At 48.9% G+C, this 16,114-nt stretch carries 15 protein-coding genes; 12 read left to right on the forward strand and 3 right to left on the reverse strand.

What is annotated here, in order from left to right; genetic code table 11:
• The first annotated feature begins 116 nt into the window (after positions 1-116).
• The 10 genes from HMPREF1091_RS05175 (at position 117) to HMPREF1091_RS05220 (ending at position 10,784) form a co-directional block, all read left to right on the forward strand.
• Positions 117-857, forward strand: a complete 741-nt coding sequence (locus tag HMPREF1091_RS05175) for a 5-oxoproline transporter, DUF969 family subunit (RefSeq protein WP_002563783.1) — start codon at positions 117-119, stop codon at positions 855-857.
• Entirely contained in the window at positions 857-1,834 is a 978-nt protein-coding gene (locus tag HMPREF1091_RS05180; RefSeq protein ID WP_002563784.1) for a DUF979 domain-containing protein, read from the forward strand. The genes HMPREF1091_RS05175 and HMPREF1091_RS05180 overlap by 1 nt, the downstream gene beginning before the upstream one ends.
• 10 nt (positions 1,835-1,844) lie before the next feature.
• Entirely contained in the window at positions 1,845-2,495 is a 651-nt protein-coding gene (pcp, locus tag HMPREF1091_RS05185; RefSeq protein WP_002563785.1) for a pyroglutamyl-peptidase I, read from the forward strand.
• Positions 2,496-2,787: 292 nt separating this feature from the next.
• Complete coding sequence (locus tag HMPREF1091_RS05190; protein ID WP_002563786.1) at positions 2,788-3,411, forward strand: DUF47 domain-containing protein; 624 nt, start codon at positions 2,788-2,790, stop codon at positions 3,409-3,411.
• Positions 3,404-4,399: an inorganic phosphate transporter gene (locus HMPREF1091_RS05195; protein ID WP_002563787.1), complete on the forward strand. Its 996-nt coding sequence runs from the start codon at positions 3,404-3,406 to the stop codon at positions 4,397-4,399. Before HMPREF1091_RS05190 ends, HMPREF1091_RS05195 begins: the two co-directional genes overlap by 8 nt.
• Positions 4,400-4,434: 35 nt before the next feature.
• On the forward strand, positions 4,435-5,091 hold the full coding sequence (locus tag HMPREF1091_RS05200; RefSeq protein ID WP_002563788.1) for a tRNA (cytidine(34)-2'-O)-methyltransferase: 657 nt from the start codon (positions 4,435-4,437) through the stop codon (positions 5,089-5,091).
• A gap of 324 nt (positions 5,092-5,415) precedes the next feature.
• Positions 5,416-5,979 (forward strand): hypothetical protein, encoded by a 564-nt coding sequence (locus HMPREF1091_RS05205; protein ID WP_002563789.1) that lies wholly within the window; start codon positions 5,416-5,418, stop codon positions 5,977-5,979.
• Between the two features lie 2 nt (positions 5,980-5,981).
• Positions 5,982-7,760 carry an ABC transporter ATP-binding protein gene (locus tag HMPREF1091_RS05210; RefSeq protein WP_002563790.1) on the forward strand — a complete coding sequence of 593 codons (1,779 nt, stop codon included), beginning with the start codon at positions 5,982-5,984 and terminating at the stop codon, positions 7,758-7,760.
• Positions 7,753-8,499 (forward strand): energy-coupling factor transporter transmembrane component T family protein, encoded by a 747-nt coding sequence (locus tag HMPREF1091_RS05215; protein WP_002563791.1) that lies wholly within the window; start codon positions 7,753-7,755, stop codon positions 8,497-8,499. Before HMPREF1091_RS05210 ends, HMPREF1091_RS05215 begins: the two co-directional genes overlap by 8 nt.
• Before the next feature lie 149 nt (positions 8,500-8,648).
• On the forward strand, positions 8,649-10,784 hold the full coding sequence (locus tag HMPREF1091_RS05220) for a C69 family dipeptidase (RefSeq protein ID WP_002563792.1): 2,136 nt from the start codon (positions 8,649-8,651) through the stop codon (positions 10,782-10,784).
• Positions 10,785-10,955: 171 nt separating this feature from the next.
• On the opposite strand, the gene HMPREF1091_RS05225 is transcribed toward HMPREF1091_RS05220, so the two are convergent.
• Complete coding sequence (locus HMPREF1091_RS05225; protein ID WP_002563793.1) at positions 10,956-12,107, reverse strand: GTP-binding protein; 1,152 nt, start codon at positions 12,105-12,107, stop codon at positions 10,956-10,958.
• A gap of 132 nt (positions 12,108-12,239) precedes the next feature.
• On the opposite strand from HMPREF1091_RS05225, the gene HMPREF1091_RS05230 reads away from it, so the two are divergent.
• Together HMPREF1091_RS05230 and HMPREF1091_RS05235 are read left to right on the forward strand one after the other, a co-directional pair.
• Entirely contained in the window at positions 12,240-12,860 is a 621-nt protein-coding gene (locus tag HMPREF1091_RS05230) for a Maf family protein (RefSeq protein WP_002563794.1), read from the forward strand.
• Positions 12,857-13,822, forward strand: a complete 966-nt coding sequence (locus HMPREF1091_RS05235) for a P1 family peptidase (protein WP_002563795.1) — start codon at positions 12,857-12,859, stop codon at positions 13,820-13,822. The genes HMPREF1091_RS05230 and HMPREF1091_RS05235 overlap by 4 nt, the downstream gene beginning before the upstream one ends.
• Before the next feature lie 20 nt (positions 13,823-13,842).
• Here the strand turns inward: HMPREF1091_RS05235 and HMPREF1091_RS05240 are convergent, their stop codons facing one another.
• Both HMPREF1091_RS05240 and glf read right to left on the reverse strand, forming a co-directional pair.
• Positions 13,843-14,889 carry a glycosyltransferase family 2 protein gene (locus HMPREF1091_RS05240; RefSeq protein WP_002563796.1) on the reverse strand — a complete coding sequence of 349 codons (1,047 nt, stop codon included), beginning with the start codon at positions 14,887-14,889 and terminating at the stop codon, positions 13,843-13,845.
• A 9-nt stretch (positions 14,890-14,898) separates the two neighbouring features.
• Positions 14,899-16,101, reverse strand: coding sequence for a UDP-galactopyranose mutase (glf, locus tag HMPREF1091_RS05245; RefSeq protein WP_002563797.1), 1,203 nt, complete (start codon positions 16,099-16,101; stop codon positions 14,899-14,901).
• Positions 16,102-16,114 lie beyond the last annotated feature (13 nt).

Raw genomic sequence — 16,114 nt, forward strand, 5'->3', positions numbered from 1 at the left:
AACGCTGTTTTTAGTTTTATTTAAGGTATGTAACATAATAGCTGCTACCATGTACATAAGAGAAACCTTTGTGATAGCGTACATGCTCTCTCGTACACACAAGAAAAGGAGGCCACATGGACTTTTCCGAGTTGGTCAAGCTACTGGGAATCCTAGTAGTAATTGTGGGATTTACCCTTAAATGGGATTCAATCCTTACCATTTTGGCGGCTGCCATAGTAACTGCAGTTATTGCAGGCATGGATCCCATTGTCTTCTTGCAAACCTTAGGCAAAAGCTTTGTATCCAACCGCGCCATGCTTATTACCGTAGTTATTTTCATACTTACGGGTACCCTCGAAAGAAATGGTTTGCGTGTAGCAGCACATCGCGTTATGTCCAGCATCAAGGGTGCTTCGGCTGGCATTGTTATGGCAATCTACGGTGTGTTCCGCGTCATTTTTGGTGCCTTTAACGTAAGCTTTGGCGGTGTAGCCGGTTTTGTGAAGCCGGTTGTTATGCCTATGGCAGAGGCCGCGGATGATCCCGACGGTAAAACTATGAGTCCCAAGCACCGCGACGAACTCAAAGCCATGGCTTCTGGTATGGAAAACATTGCTTGGTTCTTTGGTCAGGTCCTCTTTGTGGGATCTTCGGGCATGCTGCTGGTACAGGGTACCTTAAAAGATCTTGGTTACACTGTTGACCTGGTCAAGCTTGCTGTTATAGAAATCCCTGTCGCTATCATTGCTGTCCTATTTACCTCTGCGTATTACATCATTTTGGATCGTCGCTACCAAAAGCGTGATCAAGAGCTTTTGGCACAGGCTGCCGAGAAGACCGCACAGGTCGCAGACCAGGAAGGAGGCGAAGCGTAATGGGAGCATTCATTGCATTCTTCACCTCAACCGATCCAGAGATTACGCTTTCTTTGAAGCTGCTTGAGATCGTCTACCTCATCGTAGGCCTCGTTTTGCTATATGCCGGCATTGCCAACTTCCGCGATAAAACCAACGAGAAGCGCATTGGCTCAGGAATCTTTTGGACCATGCTAGGTCTGCTTTTTGTGGTAGGCCGCTGGATACCTGCGGAATACACTGGTATCGGCCTGGTTATCATGCTCCTTCCTGTCATCTTTAAACAGATCGACAAGGGCAAAGATGTTACCAAGCCAAGCGAGGAAGAAATGGAGTATGCCTTTAACACTATTGGCAACAAGATTTTCCTTGCAGCATTTAGTATTGGCGTAACCGCGTTGCTCGGAGCTTTTATTTTCCCCAAGATTTCCTCTCTTGTCGGTCTAACTGTGGGCGTGTTTATCGGCTGCATCATTTTGATTGTTCTTCGCCCCAAGCAAAACACCCCCAAGGTCTTTATCGAGGATGCTCGTCGCATGCTTGATGTGGTTGGTCCTTTGCTCATCCTTCCTACCTTGCTTGCAATTCTTGGTGCTACCTTTACCGCGGCAGGCGTTGGTGACGTTATATCGCACCTGGTAGGCGGCATTATTCCTGAAGGCAACCTTGTGGTTGGCATCATTGTCTACTGCGTGGGCATGGCGCTGTTTACCGCCATCATGGGCAATGCCTTTGCCGCTATTACCGTTCTTACCGTTGGTATTGGCGCTCCCTTTGTACTTTCTTTGGGTGCAGATCCAGCTGTTGTAGGCGCACTTGCACTTACCTGCGGTTTTTGCGGAACCCTTATGACCCCCATGGCAGCAAACTTTAACATTGTGCCCGTTGCTATCCTTGAGATGGATGATGAGTACGGCGTTATCAAAAAGCAGCTCATTCCCGCTGCCTTTATGCTGCTGGTCCAAACAATTATGATGATTATTCTTGCTGTTCACTAAGGAGAATACCATGGCAAAGATCCTTGTAACTGGTTTTCAACCTTTCGGCGGAGAATCTATGAACCCAGCGTGGGAGGCGGTACGCGCACTGCCCGACACCATTGCGGGCGCTGAGGTTGTCAAGATAGAAATCCCGGTTGTGTTTGGTGAAGGAGCCGCAAAGGTAGCAGCAGCTATCGAGGCCGAGCAGCCCACCCACGTGCTGTGCGTTGGACAGGCTGGCGGCCGCGCTAAGATCACCCCCGAGTTCGTAGGTATCAACTATCGCGATGCCCGCATTCCAGACAATGCCGGAAATCAGCCAATTGACGAGAAGATCGTCGAGGGAGCACCTAACGCATACTTTGCAACCCTTCCCGTACGCGCCATGATACGTGCTATGAATGACGCTGGTATTCCAGCAGCGGTTTCCTACACGGCAGGCACCTACGTATGCAACGATGTTATGTACAGCCTCTTGCACGAGCTTGCTACCAAGCACCCCAACGTACACGGTACCTTCCTGCATGTCCCGTATGCAACCGAGCAAGCAACCAAGCAGCCCGTAGGCACAGCCAGCATGACTGTTGAGATGATGACACGAGGACTGGAGCTGGCACTCGAAGCAGCCATTACGCACGATGTCGATGTTGTTGATGGCGCAACCGGAGATATTCAGTAGGTTTGCAATCAAACAAACATACGGGGCTTCTCGCCCCTCTAGCCCTCTAGTAAAAGCACTAAAAGGCCTGTCACGCGGTGGCAGGTTTTTTAGTGGCACAGGTACAGATTCCAACCCAAAACAAACGACGCTTTCACAAAGCGCTTCCTTAAAGCACACGACACTCCACCAACGCAGCGCCGCTCCAGAATGCTGCAGAGCGTACTTTAAGTAAACTTTGATATATCAGCTGTATTCCCATGCGCGCGTGCTATACTAAAAAACTGTGAATTTTTCTGCGAAAGGCCTACACATGAGTCGTGTATCACGCAAGGAAGATGCGTTTTTTAGCCTCTTTTCTGAGTTTGCATCATTAACCGTTTCTGCAGCTAAACTCTTTGTTGATCTCGTAGACAACTACCCCGCTTCACAAGATTTGGTTCCCAAGATTAAAGACTATGAAAACCTCTGCGATGAGCAAGTGGGCAAGATCATTACCACGCTCAATTCTTCTTTTATTACGCCTTTTGATCGAGAAGATATTTCTGAGCTTGCACTGCTTATGGATGAGATCGTAGACGGCATGGAAAGCACCTCTGCTCGTTTTGCTTTATATGACATCACTACCATACGCCCTGAAGCCACTCAAATGGCACATCTACTCTTGTTTGCAACAGAGGAATTGCAAAAAGCCTTTGATCGTTTTTCCGATTACAAAAAAGATGAATCCGTTATCAAACATACTAAAGCAACCAATGAGTATGAAGATAAGGCAGACGTGGTGTATCGCACTGCAATGGGTGACATCTTCCGTGATACCGAGCATCCCGTTGAGGTCATTAAATGGAAAAGCCTCATGGACAAAATGGAAGAAACCATGGATGCCTGCAAACATGTTGCAAATGCAGTACAGAACGTAATCGTCAAAAATGGTTAGTGTATTACTCGTTGCGGTATTAGCCGCCGCACTACTCTTTGAATTTATCAATGGCTTTCACGATACGGCAAACGCTATTGCTACCACGGTTTATACCAAAGCACTTCCCCTGCGCGTAGCAATCATGATGTCCGCAACCATGAACTTTATTGGTGCTCTTACCAGCGAAAAAGTTGCTATGACTATCGCAAGTGGTCTTGTTACGGTACAACTCCAACTCTATGTTATCTTTGCTGCACTGGCAGGTGCTATTATCTGGGATTTATTTACCTGGTGGTTTTCCATCCCAAGTTCCAGCTCCCATGCACTTATTGGTAGCCTTATTGGCGCAACCATTATGTTTACCCACTCAACCAGCGATATTCTCTGGAAGGGTGTCGTAGAAAAGGTTGTTATTCCTCTGTTTACCTCCCCTCTTATAGGCATGGCTTTAGGTTATCTGTTTATGAAGCTTGTTTTTGAGCTCCTGGCAGAGTGGCCACCCAAAAAAGCTAATGGACTGTTCCATAAGCTGCAGATCTTATCGGCAGCGTTTATGGCTTATAGTCACGGCAATAATGACGCACAAAAAACCATGGGTATCATTACGCTTGCTTTGGTTACAGCTGGCTTATACGATCCGTCGCTGGGCATTCCCCTATGGGTCAAGCTTGTGTGTGCTACCACCATGGCACTTGGCACCTCTATTGGCGGCGGTCGCATTATGCGTACCGTAGGAGATGGCGTAACCAGGCTTACCCCTGTTATTGGCTTTGTAGCAGAAGCCAGTTCCACCATTGCCATTGAAGTCATGACCGCCTTGGGCGCACCTGTTTCTACCACGCAAGTTATCACCACCTCTATCATGGGCGCTGGCTCTGCTCGTAGGCGCACTTCGGTACGCTGGGGCGTTGCTCGCAAGATTATTGCTGCATGGTTTATCACACTACCCGCAACCATCTTTTTAGGTGCTCTGGTAGCATTTGCAACAGGCTTGTTCCTAGCCTAAAAGGTCTACGTAGTGGTTATGTAGGGGTAGTTCGCATGTTTAACCTTGTGCTTGTAGAACCAGAAATACCTACCAATACCGGCAATATTGGCCGAAGCTGTGTGGTCAGTGGCACCCGTCTTCATCTTATTGGGCCTCTAGGCTTTTCTTTGGACGATAAAAGCCTCAAACGTGCGGGCATGGCATATTGGCAAAGCCTTGACGTACAGCTCTATGAGAGCTGGGAGGACTTTATGGAGCAGAATGCTCCCTTTGCAACACCAGCTCAAACGGGGCCAACACCGTCCACATCTCCAAACCACAGCCTCCCTCAACTGCATTTCTTAACCAAAAAGGCACGTAAGACCTATGCAGAAGCCACCTATCGTGACGGAGATTTTCTCATCTTTGGTAAAGAGAGCTGTGGGTTGTCCGAAGAGCTTCTGGCTCAACACGCTTTAGAGTGTGAACGTATTCCCATGCTTTGTGACGATGAGTCCCTCATAAACGGTGATACCTGGAGCAGTAGGAACGCTTCACTGGCTTCTCAAACTACGCCACACACCCATGAAGCCTTGCTGGCTCAAGACATTTGTGGCAACTTCATTGATCCAGAAGACTACCACGTAAGCGCTCTTAATCTGTCTAACGCAGCCGCAATCGTACTCTATGAAGCCTTGCGTCAGACTAATTTTTCCACTATGGGAAAATAATACTTGCATAACTGCGATAGGACGCGTACAGTTCTTAGCAATTATAAAACGGCTAACAAACTTAAGGAGGCGCACGGATGACCAGCTCCACAGTACAATTTGTTCTTACTAACTGGTGGTGGCGCATGCATATTGCAATCGGTCAATCGTGAGTCTTCTGCACGCGCTACTCGCTCTTCTGTAGTATTTCAGGAACTCCCGGGAGACCGGGAGTTTTTTATTAGCTCAGTAAGTTCAGCCAGTTCAGTGCAGCAAGACCTATGACCACCAGCTCTAAAACAGGTTCTACGATGCAAGCACCCATAAGCAAAAGGAAGGTAGCATATGCCAAAACCCGGTCAACAGCCAAGGACGTGTACCGTCGAGAAGGTCGATGAACTAGAAGTTCGTTCCCTTATTTTGCTTGCCGTTCTTCTCGCTGCAGGATTTATTTTGAACTTTACCGTTGGCAAAGCAATCTCAAGCATTTCTGGTGGCCTCATTAGTCCTGAGTTTATCATCTCGGCTTTTTGCATCACCATTTTGATCGTAAAGCCACGTACGCGCCAGGCATGTATATTTGGTCTCATATCTGCTGCAGTCATTCAAATCACCACCACCTCACCGTTTATTGATTTTGTCGCCGAAGGCATTGCCGCCGTACTTATGGCTTGGATGGTACGCGCCGGAAGCAAACTGCCCCATGCCAAGGCCCTGCCCTTTATAAGCACCGCGATAACCACTACTGTCTCGGGACTCATTTTTATGGGCATCAAAATTGTCATGATTGGCGCAGCAACCCAGCTTGTTGCCGCCATGACGCCCGTTATCATTTTGACGGCCCTGTTTAATGCAGTGCTGGTACAAAGCCTATACAAACCTGTTGTTGACGCCCTAAAGATTGGATAAACATGACGCAGCAATCCGTTATTCATCTTGATGACGTAAGCTTTTCTTACACGTCCAATCCGGATGACGCACACACGTCCACCTTTGCACTTGAACAACTCTCTTTGGATATTACCAAGGGAGAATTTGTTGGGATTATTGGTCCTTCTGGTGCAGGCAAATCAACACTGGCCGCCGTACTTTCTGGAGCAATCCCCCACCATACGCAAGGAGCCTTCTATGGAGCGGCTTTTATCCAAGGTCAGGACAGCTGCAACGTAAGCCTGACAGATATTTCTCAACAGGTAGGCAGTGTATTGCAAGACATCGACGCACAGATGGTTGCCTCCGTCGTAGAGGATGAAATTCTCTTTGGTCTAGAAAACTTTGGCGTTCCCCACGAACTTATCGAGAAGCGCCTGGAGGATGCCCTTGCCACTACTGGCATTAGCAATCTGCGCTACCGAGACATCGCTACTCTATCGGGCGGACAAAAACAAAAACTTGCCCTAGCAGCTATCCTAGCCTTACAGCCGCAGATCTTAGTACTTGATGAGCCAACCGCAGCCTTGGATCCGCAGTCTTCTCAAGCCATCTTTGACCTGCTCAAAGATCTATCTCAAAACAGCAATATCACCATTGTGGTTATAGAGCAAAAGGTTGCGCTGCTCTCCCACTACTGTTCACGCATGCTGGTCATGGACCATGGTCGCATTGCTCTTGATGGCACCCCACGCGAGGTTTTACAGCACAGTGAGCAGCTGCGCACCATTGGCGTAGACAGCCCTCGAGTCACCAGAATTTCCAACAGCCTGTATACGGCAGGGCTGTTAGCCACCCCTCAGACCTGCATTACCCCACAAGAGGCCTGTGACCAAATATGCTCACTCCTCACAGCTGCCAATATATATCCCGATCCCAGCTCCATAGCAGCTAGCGAGAAACCCTCTGATGTTGCAGCGGTATCTACCTCAGACGCGGCTGTGGTTGCTCGTGTCAATAACCTGTCCTTTTCCTATGCAGGCGGCGATGCTCTCCATGACATAAGCTTTACGCTTCATGAGGGGGAGACGCTGGCGGTCATTGGCCAGAACGGCGCAGGTAAAACCACTCTCACCAAGCTTATGAACGGATTGTTGCAGCCTAAAAGCGGCAGCGTGCAGATTGCTGGTATGGATACGCGCACGACACCAACAAGTACCCTTGCTGCATCGGTGGCAACACTGTTCCAAAATCCAGATCATCAGCTATCCAAAAACACGGTACTTGAAGAAGTAAGCTTTACGCTTGAACTCCATGGCTGTAATCGTCAAACAGCGCACATGCGTGCACAGCGTGTTTTAGACAAGTTTCATTTACCGGCACAGGCATCTCCCTTCCAGCTATCACGCGGGCAGCGGCAAATGGTAGCCTTAGCAAGCATTGTGGTCTTAGAACCCAAACTTGTTATTCTAGATGAACCAACAAGTGGACTGGATTATCGCGAGTGCATGACCGTTATGCAAGCCATCACAGAACTCACTCAGAACAAAACAGCCGTCCTTATGGTATGCCATGACATGGAAGTGGTCTTGGACTTTGCAGATCGCATACTTGTTATGGCAGAGGGTCACCTGTTAGCAGATGCTACGCTTGCCTGTGTATGCGCTCGGCCGCAGCTCATGCAAAAGGCTTCTATTCAGCCTCCTCAAACGCTTGCACTTGCTGCACAGCTCACGCAAAAGGGCTATCCAAACTATGCAGACCTTACCCACGTAGATGAGTTCATTGCAACCACGACGGAAATGATGCACCATGAATAACCTCATTGATTACACCCCTGGAACCAGCGTTCTCCATCGACTCAATCCTGTTGCTAAGCTTGTTTTAGCTGCCAGTATCATTGCTGCAACACTTCTTGCTCACTCATTTGTGATGTTGCTTAGTTTGCTGGCACTCAGCTTTCTTCTGGCGACAAGTGCCGGCGTTGCTCGCAAGCTTGCTACCCTGCTCTATATGCTCGTGCCACTGGCGCTCATCATGTTGCTGTTCCAAACCTTCTTTATACAAGAAGGTACGCGCCTGTGCGCATGGATCACCCTTGATGGTCTAACTACAGGCGCGATAGTGGGGTTGCGTTTGATTGGCATTGCTCTTCCGTTGGTACTGATGCTTATGGTTACACGCCCTAACGATCTGGCCAATGCCTGCGTTGAGCGCTTGCATATTCCTTATCGCTATGCTTTTACGTTTACCTCTGCACTACGCTTTATTCCCATCTTTTCCAAAGAGATGACCGCTATTATGGAAGCTCAAACGGCGCGTGGAGTTGAGTTTGACACCAAAAATCCGCTCAAAAAAATGCAACTCATGATGCCCGTTATCATACCTTTGCTTGTCAGCTCTGTTGCCAAGACAGACAGTGCTGCCCTCGCTGCCGAACAGCGTGGTTTTTACCTCAGAGGTGCTCAGAGCTCATTCAAGCGCTACCCCTTGAGCGGACTCGATGCTGTATGTTTTGTTTTATGCATAGGTATTATCGCCTGCACTGTAATGTTCTAAATTTTTATAGAACCACTTGCCGTAAATATACGCACATCACCTTTTTTACACATCAAAAATTCGACTGGAATACCTATTATAAAAACCGGTAGTATGCCCAGCTTATTCAGGTAGCTGGGTAGGCAAAAGTTCGCAGGTAAAGGAGAAGCATGATACCAACAAAGAAAGGGTATTCGCTTTTCAAAACCGCTGGTAAAGTCGTAACACTCGGCACAGCTCTTTTGATGGCACTACCTCTCGATGCTCTAGCATGCACTCAGGTGTACGTTGGACCAAAGGCTACCGATAACGGCAACGTCTATGTTGGCCGCACCGAGGACTACAATCCTCGTCATGGCAAGGTATTTGGCATTCAGCAGCCTCGTACCAATCCAACGTTTTCCTCCGCTGAGTCCAACTTTGAGTGGACTTACAATGGCACCACACATCGCTACACCTATGTGCGCGACGTGGCGGGCGATTGGGATGGGCGTCAGGATGCCTATTCCGAGGCCGGCACCAACGATGCCGGTGTCAGTGTTTCCGCAACGCTGACCACAGACTACAACTCCAAGATTGCTGCTGTTGATCCCTGTGGCAACGAGGTAGAGGGTAGCGAAACCGGCATTGGTGAGTACACCTTGGGCGATGTATTGCTGGCTTGCTCTGGTAGTGCTCGCGAAGGCGTCCAGCTCCTTGGAAACATTATCAAAGAGCATGGCAGCTTTGACTGCAACCAGATCATCATTACAGATGCTAATGAGACCTGGGTATTTATGCAGCTATCTGGTCATCAGTGGTGCGCAGTTAACCTGACTGCAGCTGCTCCTGACAAGGTTTCTGTTAACCCCAACATTGGCAAGCTTAAGTTCCAGGTAGATCTCAACGATCCTAATGTTTGCCTCCACTCTGAAGACATGGTAAAGACGGCAGAGCAAGCTGGTACTGCTACCTACTTTGACGCAGAGAAGACCCAGTTTGACGTAGCCACTTCTTACGGCGCAGCCGATCCTGGCCCTGGTCAGTACACCCGCTATGCACAGGGCCATGCTCACTTTGGTGACATCTTGTCAAAGGACAACTACACCTTAGATCCAAACAAGGGCGTAACTGATATTGTCGATACTCAGTTGCTGTTCACCCCTGGTAAGACTGGCATTACCCTCATGGATTCCATGAAGGCGCTGTGCGCTCGCGGTCAAAATACTGCGTTTGACGCCAACCTCAACAAAAAGTTCTACTCCATTGGTAACAACCGCAACGTAGAGGGCAACTTGTTCCAGGTTCGTCAGGGCATGTCCTCTGATGTAGCTACCATTCAGTGGGAAAACCTTTCTCGTCTTGAGTTTGGTCTGTTCTTGCCCAGCTATTCCGCACTTCTTACCGAGGTAGATACCAACATCTATCCTACGATTGACAAGTTCACCACTGAGCACACGGGTGCGAGCGAGCGCAAGGACTCCGTAGAGGCAGCTATGGATGCTTCTACCGAGAATGGCTCTTTGGATTACACCATCATGGACATCAACACCTTGGCATACAACAATCGTGATGATTTGGCCAAGCCTGTTCGTACGTATCTTGATGCACTCCAGAAGCAAATCATTGCTCAGCAGGATATGGTAGATACCGTTATGCAGGCAACCCCTGCCGCTGAGCGTTCTGCCCTTGCCAACAATGCTCACAAGGTAATCAGCCAGCAGGCCTACAATAAGCTGCACAATCTGCTTACCGAGATGCGCGAGTGGCTCAACGGTGACAAGTCCTCTGCCTTTGTTCCAAGTGACTGGAATGCAGACACCAATGACACCAAGGGGCCCATCTACTACGCAGCTTCAGCAGTTGCTCCTACCATTACCAAGGTTTCTGACTCCTCTACCGTTATGGTTAACGAGACCGCAACGCTTTCGGTTGAGTCCAACATTCCCGATGGTGTTAAGGGCAGCGACCAATTCTTGAAGGTTGCTTGGTTTAACAAGGCCACGGGCGAGCAGATAGCCGAGGGTGCAAGCTTTAATGCCGATACCTCCCAGGCTGGTACAACTGAGTACTATGCCGTGGTACACAACACCCTTTCTGGTAAAACTGTTACTTCTGATGTGGTAAGCGTTACCGTTAAGGCTCAGCCTGCTGCTACGGAAGATCCTCAGGCCAACAAGCCCATGCCTAACAAGACCAACAAGGTTCGTGGTGGCAAGCTTCCTAAGACGGGCGACTCTGCCAATATGGCTGTAGCATCCGTTATGGGTATTGCCGGCGTTGCTCTTGCCCTGGCAGCTGTAGATCACAAGCGCAAGAACCACTAGTCTTAACTAGTATCGTTTAGCGCACTTTTGTGAGCTTAAGCAACACGCCCTCGCATAATGCGAGGGCGTGTTTTTTCTTCAAGGAATTCTCTAAGATGTATCGTCTCTAAAGCAGTCTCTAAAACAAGCTAGGACAAAAACGCAGCTCTTTAACCTAGCTTTCTCTAGGACCTAGCTCTCATCCAGATCATCTTCCCATGATTCAAGACACGCATCCAACAGCGTCTCAATACGATCCCGATCCATGTTGCGCCCAATAAAGCACAGCTTAGTTTGGCGGTCCCCCGTCTTGGAGTTCCACTCATCCATAATTTCCGGATTCTGAGCAATCAGCTGCTGTTGCTGCTCTGATGGAGCACTGGCTACAAACAAGCCATTCTCGCTTAGGGTTACCTGACGACCCGCCTGCTCAAACACAAAGCACATATCAGGGTCTTGAGAGGCCCACAACATGCCTTTACAGCGGATAATACCCAGCTCATCCCACTTTTGTAGTACGTCATTAAAGGCATCCACATTAAAGGGCTGGCGACGACGATACACAAAGGTAGAAATACCATATTCCAAAACTTCAGGGTCCTCATGCTCCTCTGGATGCTCCATAGCATGCATCCACACGGCGGAGTTATAGGCTTTATCAAAATCAAAACAACCCGTGTTAAGCAACTTATCCAAAGGAACGCAACTGTTTTGTGCCTCAATGATGGTGGCATCTTTTTGTAGGCTTCGCACCAAGCCCTTTAGCTCTGCAAGCTGCGCTTTAGAGACCAGATCGGTTTTGTTGAGTACCAGCGTTGAGCAAAACTCAATCTGCTGAATGAGCAGCGCCTCAAGATCATCCTCATCGATCATATCGGAAAGCAAATCCTGACCGCCATTAAACTCGTCATACATACGAGCACAGTCCACAACGGCCACGATGTTATCCAAATCCAGCGGCGCACCATCGCCAGCCCACTTGCTTTGATCGCAAAATGCGCTGATGGTATAGGCAATGGGAATAGGCTCACAGATGCCGGATGCTTCAATCACGATGTAATCAAACTTGCCGCTGTTTGCAATCTCAGAGAGCTGCCGCTCCAAATCTTGCGACAAGGTACAGCACAAACAACCATTGGTCATAGGAATGAGCTCATCGGTTTGAGATAAAGCGCCGTCTGCAATCAGCTGGGCATCTACATTTACCTCGCCAATATCGTTAACGATAACCGCTGCACGGATGCCCTCAGTATTAGCCAAAATATGGTTGAGCATCGTGGTTTTACCGGCGCCCAAATAACCAGTAAGCAGAATAATTTTCACTGGAGTCTTTTGCTGTGTCATAACACCCCTTCTTCAATTTCTGTACCTGTGCCATGATATGCCTACTATGCAAACTCACATGACACATGCCCTATGTTTCGCCAAACCATTATACTCAGTAGCTGAAACATATACACATCTAAAGGAATAGCTATGATTCTTGCCTCTTCTTCCCCACGACGCTTGCAGCTTTTGCAAGAGCTTGGCATCACGCCTATTGTGCTGCCAGCCGCAATTGATGAGTCTCCTCTTCCTGCAGAGAAGCCCACTGCACTTGTAGTGCGTCTAGCCAAGCAAAAAGCGCTGGCCTGTCAAAAACGTGCTCTGCATGAATTAGAGCTCGCATCCAGAGCAAATCAGGTCATAGTTGCTGCAGATACAACGGTGTGGTTTCAGGACACCATCTTGGGCAAGCCAAGCAACGCAGAAAATGCCATTCATATGCTCAAACAACTCTCTGGAAAAACGCATCAGGTTTCTACAGGAGTGCAGCTTCTTAAGCTCGATGCCAGCGGTACTATTGCCGCTCAAGCAACCTTTATCGAGACGAGCCAGGTAAGCTTCTATGACCTTAGCACGCAAGACATTGAGCGCTACGTTGCCACGGGCGAACCCATGGACAAAGCAGGAGCGTATGGCATTCAGGGATATGGCCGCCTGCTTGTACAAAAAATTGATGGTGACTTCTTTAGTATCGTAGGACTTCCTGTTGCACGCCTTATGCGAGAAATACAAACACTTGAAGAACAGGTCCAAGAAACGGAGGGGCTATGAGCCTTAGCTCTATTACTCAAATCCCAGGCATCTATGCCGCTCATTATACCAATGAACAGGATGCCACAGGCTGCACCGTTATTATTTGTCCCGATGGCGCTACTGGTGGTGTAGACGTTCGTGGCGGAGCACCTGCCACCCGAGAGACCGATCTGCTACGCCCAGAAGAGACCGTGGCTGTTTTACACAGCGTTGTGCTTTCCGGTGGTAGCGCCTATGGTCTTGAATGTATGTCCGGCGTGGCTAATGAGCTCGAGAAGCGCGGTGTTGGCCTAGACGTTGGCGTTGGAATTGTTCCTATCGTCAGCGGTGCATGCGTCTTTGATCTTGCTTGTGGCAACCCCACCGTTCGTCCCGGCCTTGCTGCAGGTGCAACAGCCGTAGCAGATGCGCTCGATACCAACGCTCCCCTTGCTCGCGGTAACGTTGGAGCTGGCACCGGTGCTACCGTAGGCAAGCTTGCTGGTCCTTCTCGCACTATGAAGGGTGGACTTGGAGAAGCGGTCCAGGCATGCGGAGCGCTTATCTGTGGTGCCGTAACAGCGGTCAATGCGTGCGGCACAGTAGTAGATCCGCTTACACATCTGCCCATAGCAGGCGTTTTGGACGAGAAGGGCAGCGCATGCATAGCAGATACAACAGAGCTGCTACTAAACGCAAGCGCACAGATGCCTTTATCGCGCACGAATACCACTATTTCGTGTGTCGTAACTAATGCCAAACTTACCAAAGCTCAGGCAACTAAAGTAGCTCAGATGTCCGCAGACGCCTATGCCCACACCATTGAACCTACGCACACCACCAATGATGGTGACACTATTTTTGTAATGGCTACAGGTCAGGTAGAACTACCGGTAGACGTGGTCGGTGCACTTGCTACCAGAGTTTTGGAAACCGCCATTGTAGACGCGGTCCAGCAAGCAAAAACGGCTTATGGCTTTAAGGCAGCCTGTGATCTGTAAAGCTACAGCAGCGGTAAGGATTAATTAAACTTATACAGCTTTTGTGCCACCCGATAGATATAGATGGTTGTTTTAACACCCGCTTTAGTAGGCAGGTTAGTAGCAAAACCAACTACTCCGCGACGTGCCCGCCGATACATGCGGTCATCATAGGCCTTTAGTTCATCCCAAAGAGCCTGGCAATTATCCATAGCATCTGGATCGTCAGACATACGCGAGTAAACAGAACAGACAGCCATCATAAGGGTAAAGTGATTGCACATATAGCTGCGCAGTTTTGCTACTTCTATATCATCATACAAATGGTAGGCATGCATCATGATACGTGTAACCGCCAGCTGTTGACTCACACGAGAAATGGCCACGCTCTCATTGATGGACTGGTCTTCTCGGCCAATAAAGTAGCGATAGAGATCCACATCCAAGTAATACAGGGTCTTACAGCGCGGCAGCGGCACGTAGGCATAGATGTTGTCCACATAAAACGTGTGAGCCGGCATGGGCAGACCACCATCGAGCAGCACATCCGTACGATAACACAGCGAATGCATGAGCAGATTTTGCGTCATCATAAAGTGACCGATGTTTTTCCAGCCAATCACACGATTGCGCGGCAGAGCATACTTAAAGTCCACGATGTTTTGCTTGCCATCCACCACATGTTCAAACACGTAATTGGTAATAACCAAATCTACCTGCTCATCTGTGGCGATAAAACTGCGAAGCTGAGCGAGAAGCGCCTGAAGAGCAGAGGCTTCTACCCAGTCGTCTGAGTCAATGATCTTAAAGTAGGTGCCCTGCGCATGATTTAAAGCAGCAAGGACGGCCATACCGTGGCCACCGTTAGGCTGATGAATGGCCGTAATGATGTTGGGGTAGCGCTGTGCCCACTCTTCCGCCCTTTGCGGCGTGTTATCTTTGGTAGAGCCGTCATCAACAATGCAGATATGGATGTCCTCCGCAAAGTGAGAACCTTCCAAAATGGACAGAATACATCTATCCATATAGTCTTCAGAGTTGTAACACGGAATACCAAAGGTAATTACTTTGTTTTGGCTTGCAGACATGAAACTACCTTATGCATGCTGGGCAATAATCTCATCACACAGGGTAAGAGCAGAGGCACAGACGCCATCCATATCGTAATAGCGGTACTCTGCCAAACGACCTGCGGGATGGAAGTTTACCAAACCACGCACACGGTCACGATACTGTTCATACAAAGCGCGGGTATTATCCTGCAAAATTGCATAATACGGAGTCTCTCCACTACCTGGCTCAAAGGCCTTGGAATACTCACGCATAATGGTGGTCTTACCAGGAACAACTTGACCAGTCATGTTCTTAAACTCGGTAATGCGCGTAAAGTCCTCAGAGGTGGTGTAATTAACCGTGCCGACGGGCTGGAACTGATCCATATCCAAGGTTTCAAACTGCATGTCCAAGGTACGATACGGCAGGCCGCCCAGATCTAGATCAAACAGCTCATCCAAAGGACCGGTATAAATGACCTCGCCACCATAGGGACGCTCACGGACCTCCACATTTGTCTCGGTAACCGTAAGAATGTCACGCACATCTACGTTGAGAAATACGTCAATCAAGTCGTGATCTAACATGTGCTCAAATAGCTTGGTGTAGCCCTGAGCAGGCATGCCCTGGTAGGGAGCCTGAGGGAAATACCTGTCATCGTCACCCACAAAGATGGGTACGCGACCAGTAATGGATTTATCAATTTGATCAGGCGTTTTACCCCACTGCTTCATGGTGTAGTACAGAAAAACGTTCTCATAAACATAGTCCGCTACTTCTGCAAGCTCATCATCATTCTTGTCGCGCAGCTCCATGATGGGAACCTTTTTGTTCTCTCCAAAGGTAGCTACGAGTTTTTGATACAGGCGCTCGCCCTTCTCATCACCAAAGGCAAGCTTAAGCGAAGTGTGATTAAAGGGAACAGGCATGAGCGTGCCGTGAATGTTTGCTAATACCTTGTGGTCGTAATCCGTCCACTCAGTAAAGCGAGAAAGGAACTGATGAACGCGGCTGTTAAACGTATGATAAATATGGGGACCATACTTGTGAACCAAAATACCGGCGGCATCCTCATAATCGTAGGCATTGCCAGCAATGTGATCACGACGCTCAATAACGGCAACTTTGTATCCGCAGGCTTCAGCCAACCTACGCGCGCAGGTAGCCCCAGCAAAACCGGCGCCTACAACCAAAACATCGTAAGAATCAGCGCTAAAAGTAGCAGGTAATCCATACTCACAGTTCATGTTTATCCTCCCC

Source organism: Atopobium minutum 10063974 (assembly GCF_000364325.1).
GTDB classification, from domain to species: domain Bacteria; phylum Actinomycetota; class Coriobacteriia; order Coriobacteriales; family Atopobiaceae; genus Atopobium; species Atopobium minutum.

Excerpts from the sequence above, each read along its gene's own strand:
- HMPREF1091_RS05195 (WP_002563787.1), top strand. The coding sequence starts at position 3,404 with ATGGTTAGTGTATTACTCGTTGCGGTATTAGCCGCCGCACTACTCTTT.
- HMPREF1091_RS05210 (WP_002563790.1), top strand. The coding sequence starts at position 5,982 with ATGACGCAGCAATCCGTTATTCATCTTGATGACGTAAGCTTTTCTTAC.
- glf (WP_002563797.1), bottom strand. The coding sequence starts at position 16,101 with ATGAACTGTGAGTATGGATTACCTGCTACTTTTAGCGCTGATTCTTAC.
- HMPREF1091_RS05240 (WP_002563796.1), bottom strand. The coding sequence starts at position 14,889 with ATGTCTGCAAGCCAAAACAAAGTAATTACCTTTGGTATTCCGTGTTAC.
- HMPREF1091_RS05190 (WP_002563786.1), top strand. The coding sequence starts at position 2,788 with ATGAGTCGTGTATCACGCAAGGAAGATGCGTTTTTTAGCCTCTTTTCT.
- HMPREF1091_RS05235 (WP_002563795.1), top strand. The coding sequence starts at position 12,857 with ATGAGCCTTAGCTCTATTACTCAAATCCCAGGCATCTATGCCGCTCAT.
- HMPREF1091_RS05200 (WP_002563788.1), top strand. The coding sequence starts at position 4,435 with ATGTTTAACCTTGTGCTTGTAGAACCAGAAATACCTACCAATACCGGC.
- HMPREF1091_RS05175 (WP_002563783.1), top strand. The coding sequence starts at position 117 with ATGGACTTTTCCGAGTTGGTCAAGCTACTGGGAATCCTAGTAGTAATT.
- HMPREF1091_RS05215 (WP_002563791.1), top strand. The coding sequence starts at position 7,753 with ATGAATAACCTCATTGATTACACCCCTGGAACCAGCGTTCTCCATCGA.
- HMPREF1091_RS05230 (WP_002563794.1), top strand. The coding sequence starts at position 12,240 with ATGATTCTTGCCTCTTCTTCCCCACGACGCTTGCAGCTTTTGCAAGAG.
- HMPREF1091_RS05220 (WP_002563792.1), top strand. The coding sequence starts at position 8,649 with ATGATACCAACAAAGAAAGGGTATTCGCTTTTCAAAACCGCTGGTAAA.
- HMPREF1091_RS05180 (WP_002563784.1), top strand. The coding sequence starts at position 857 with ATGGGAGCATTCATTGCATTCTTCACCTCAACCGATCCAGAGATTACG.
- HMPREF1091_RS05205 (WP_002563789.1), top strand. The coding sequence starts at position 5,416 with ATGCCAAAACCCGGTCAACAGCCAAGGACGTGTACCGTCGAGAAGGTC.
- HMPREF1091_RS05225 (WP_002563793.1), bottom strand. The coding sequence starts at position 12,107 with ATGACACAGCAAAAGACTCCAGTGAAAATTATTCTGCTTACTGGTTAT.
- pcp (WP_002563785.1), top strand. The coding sequence starts at position 1,845 with ATGGCAAAGATCCTTGTAACTGGTTTTCAACCTTTCGGCGGAGAATCT.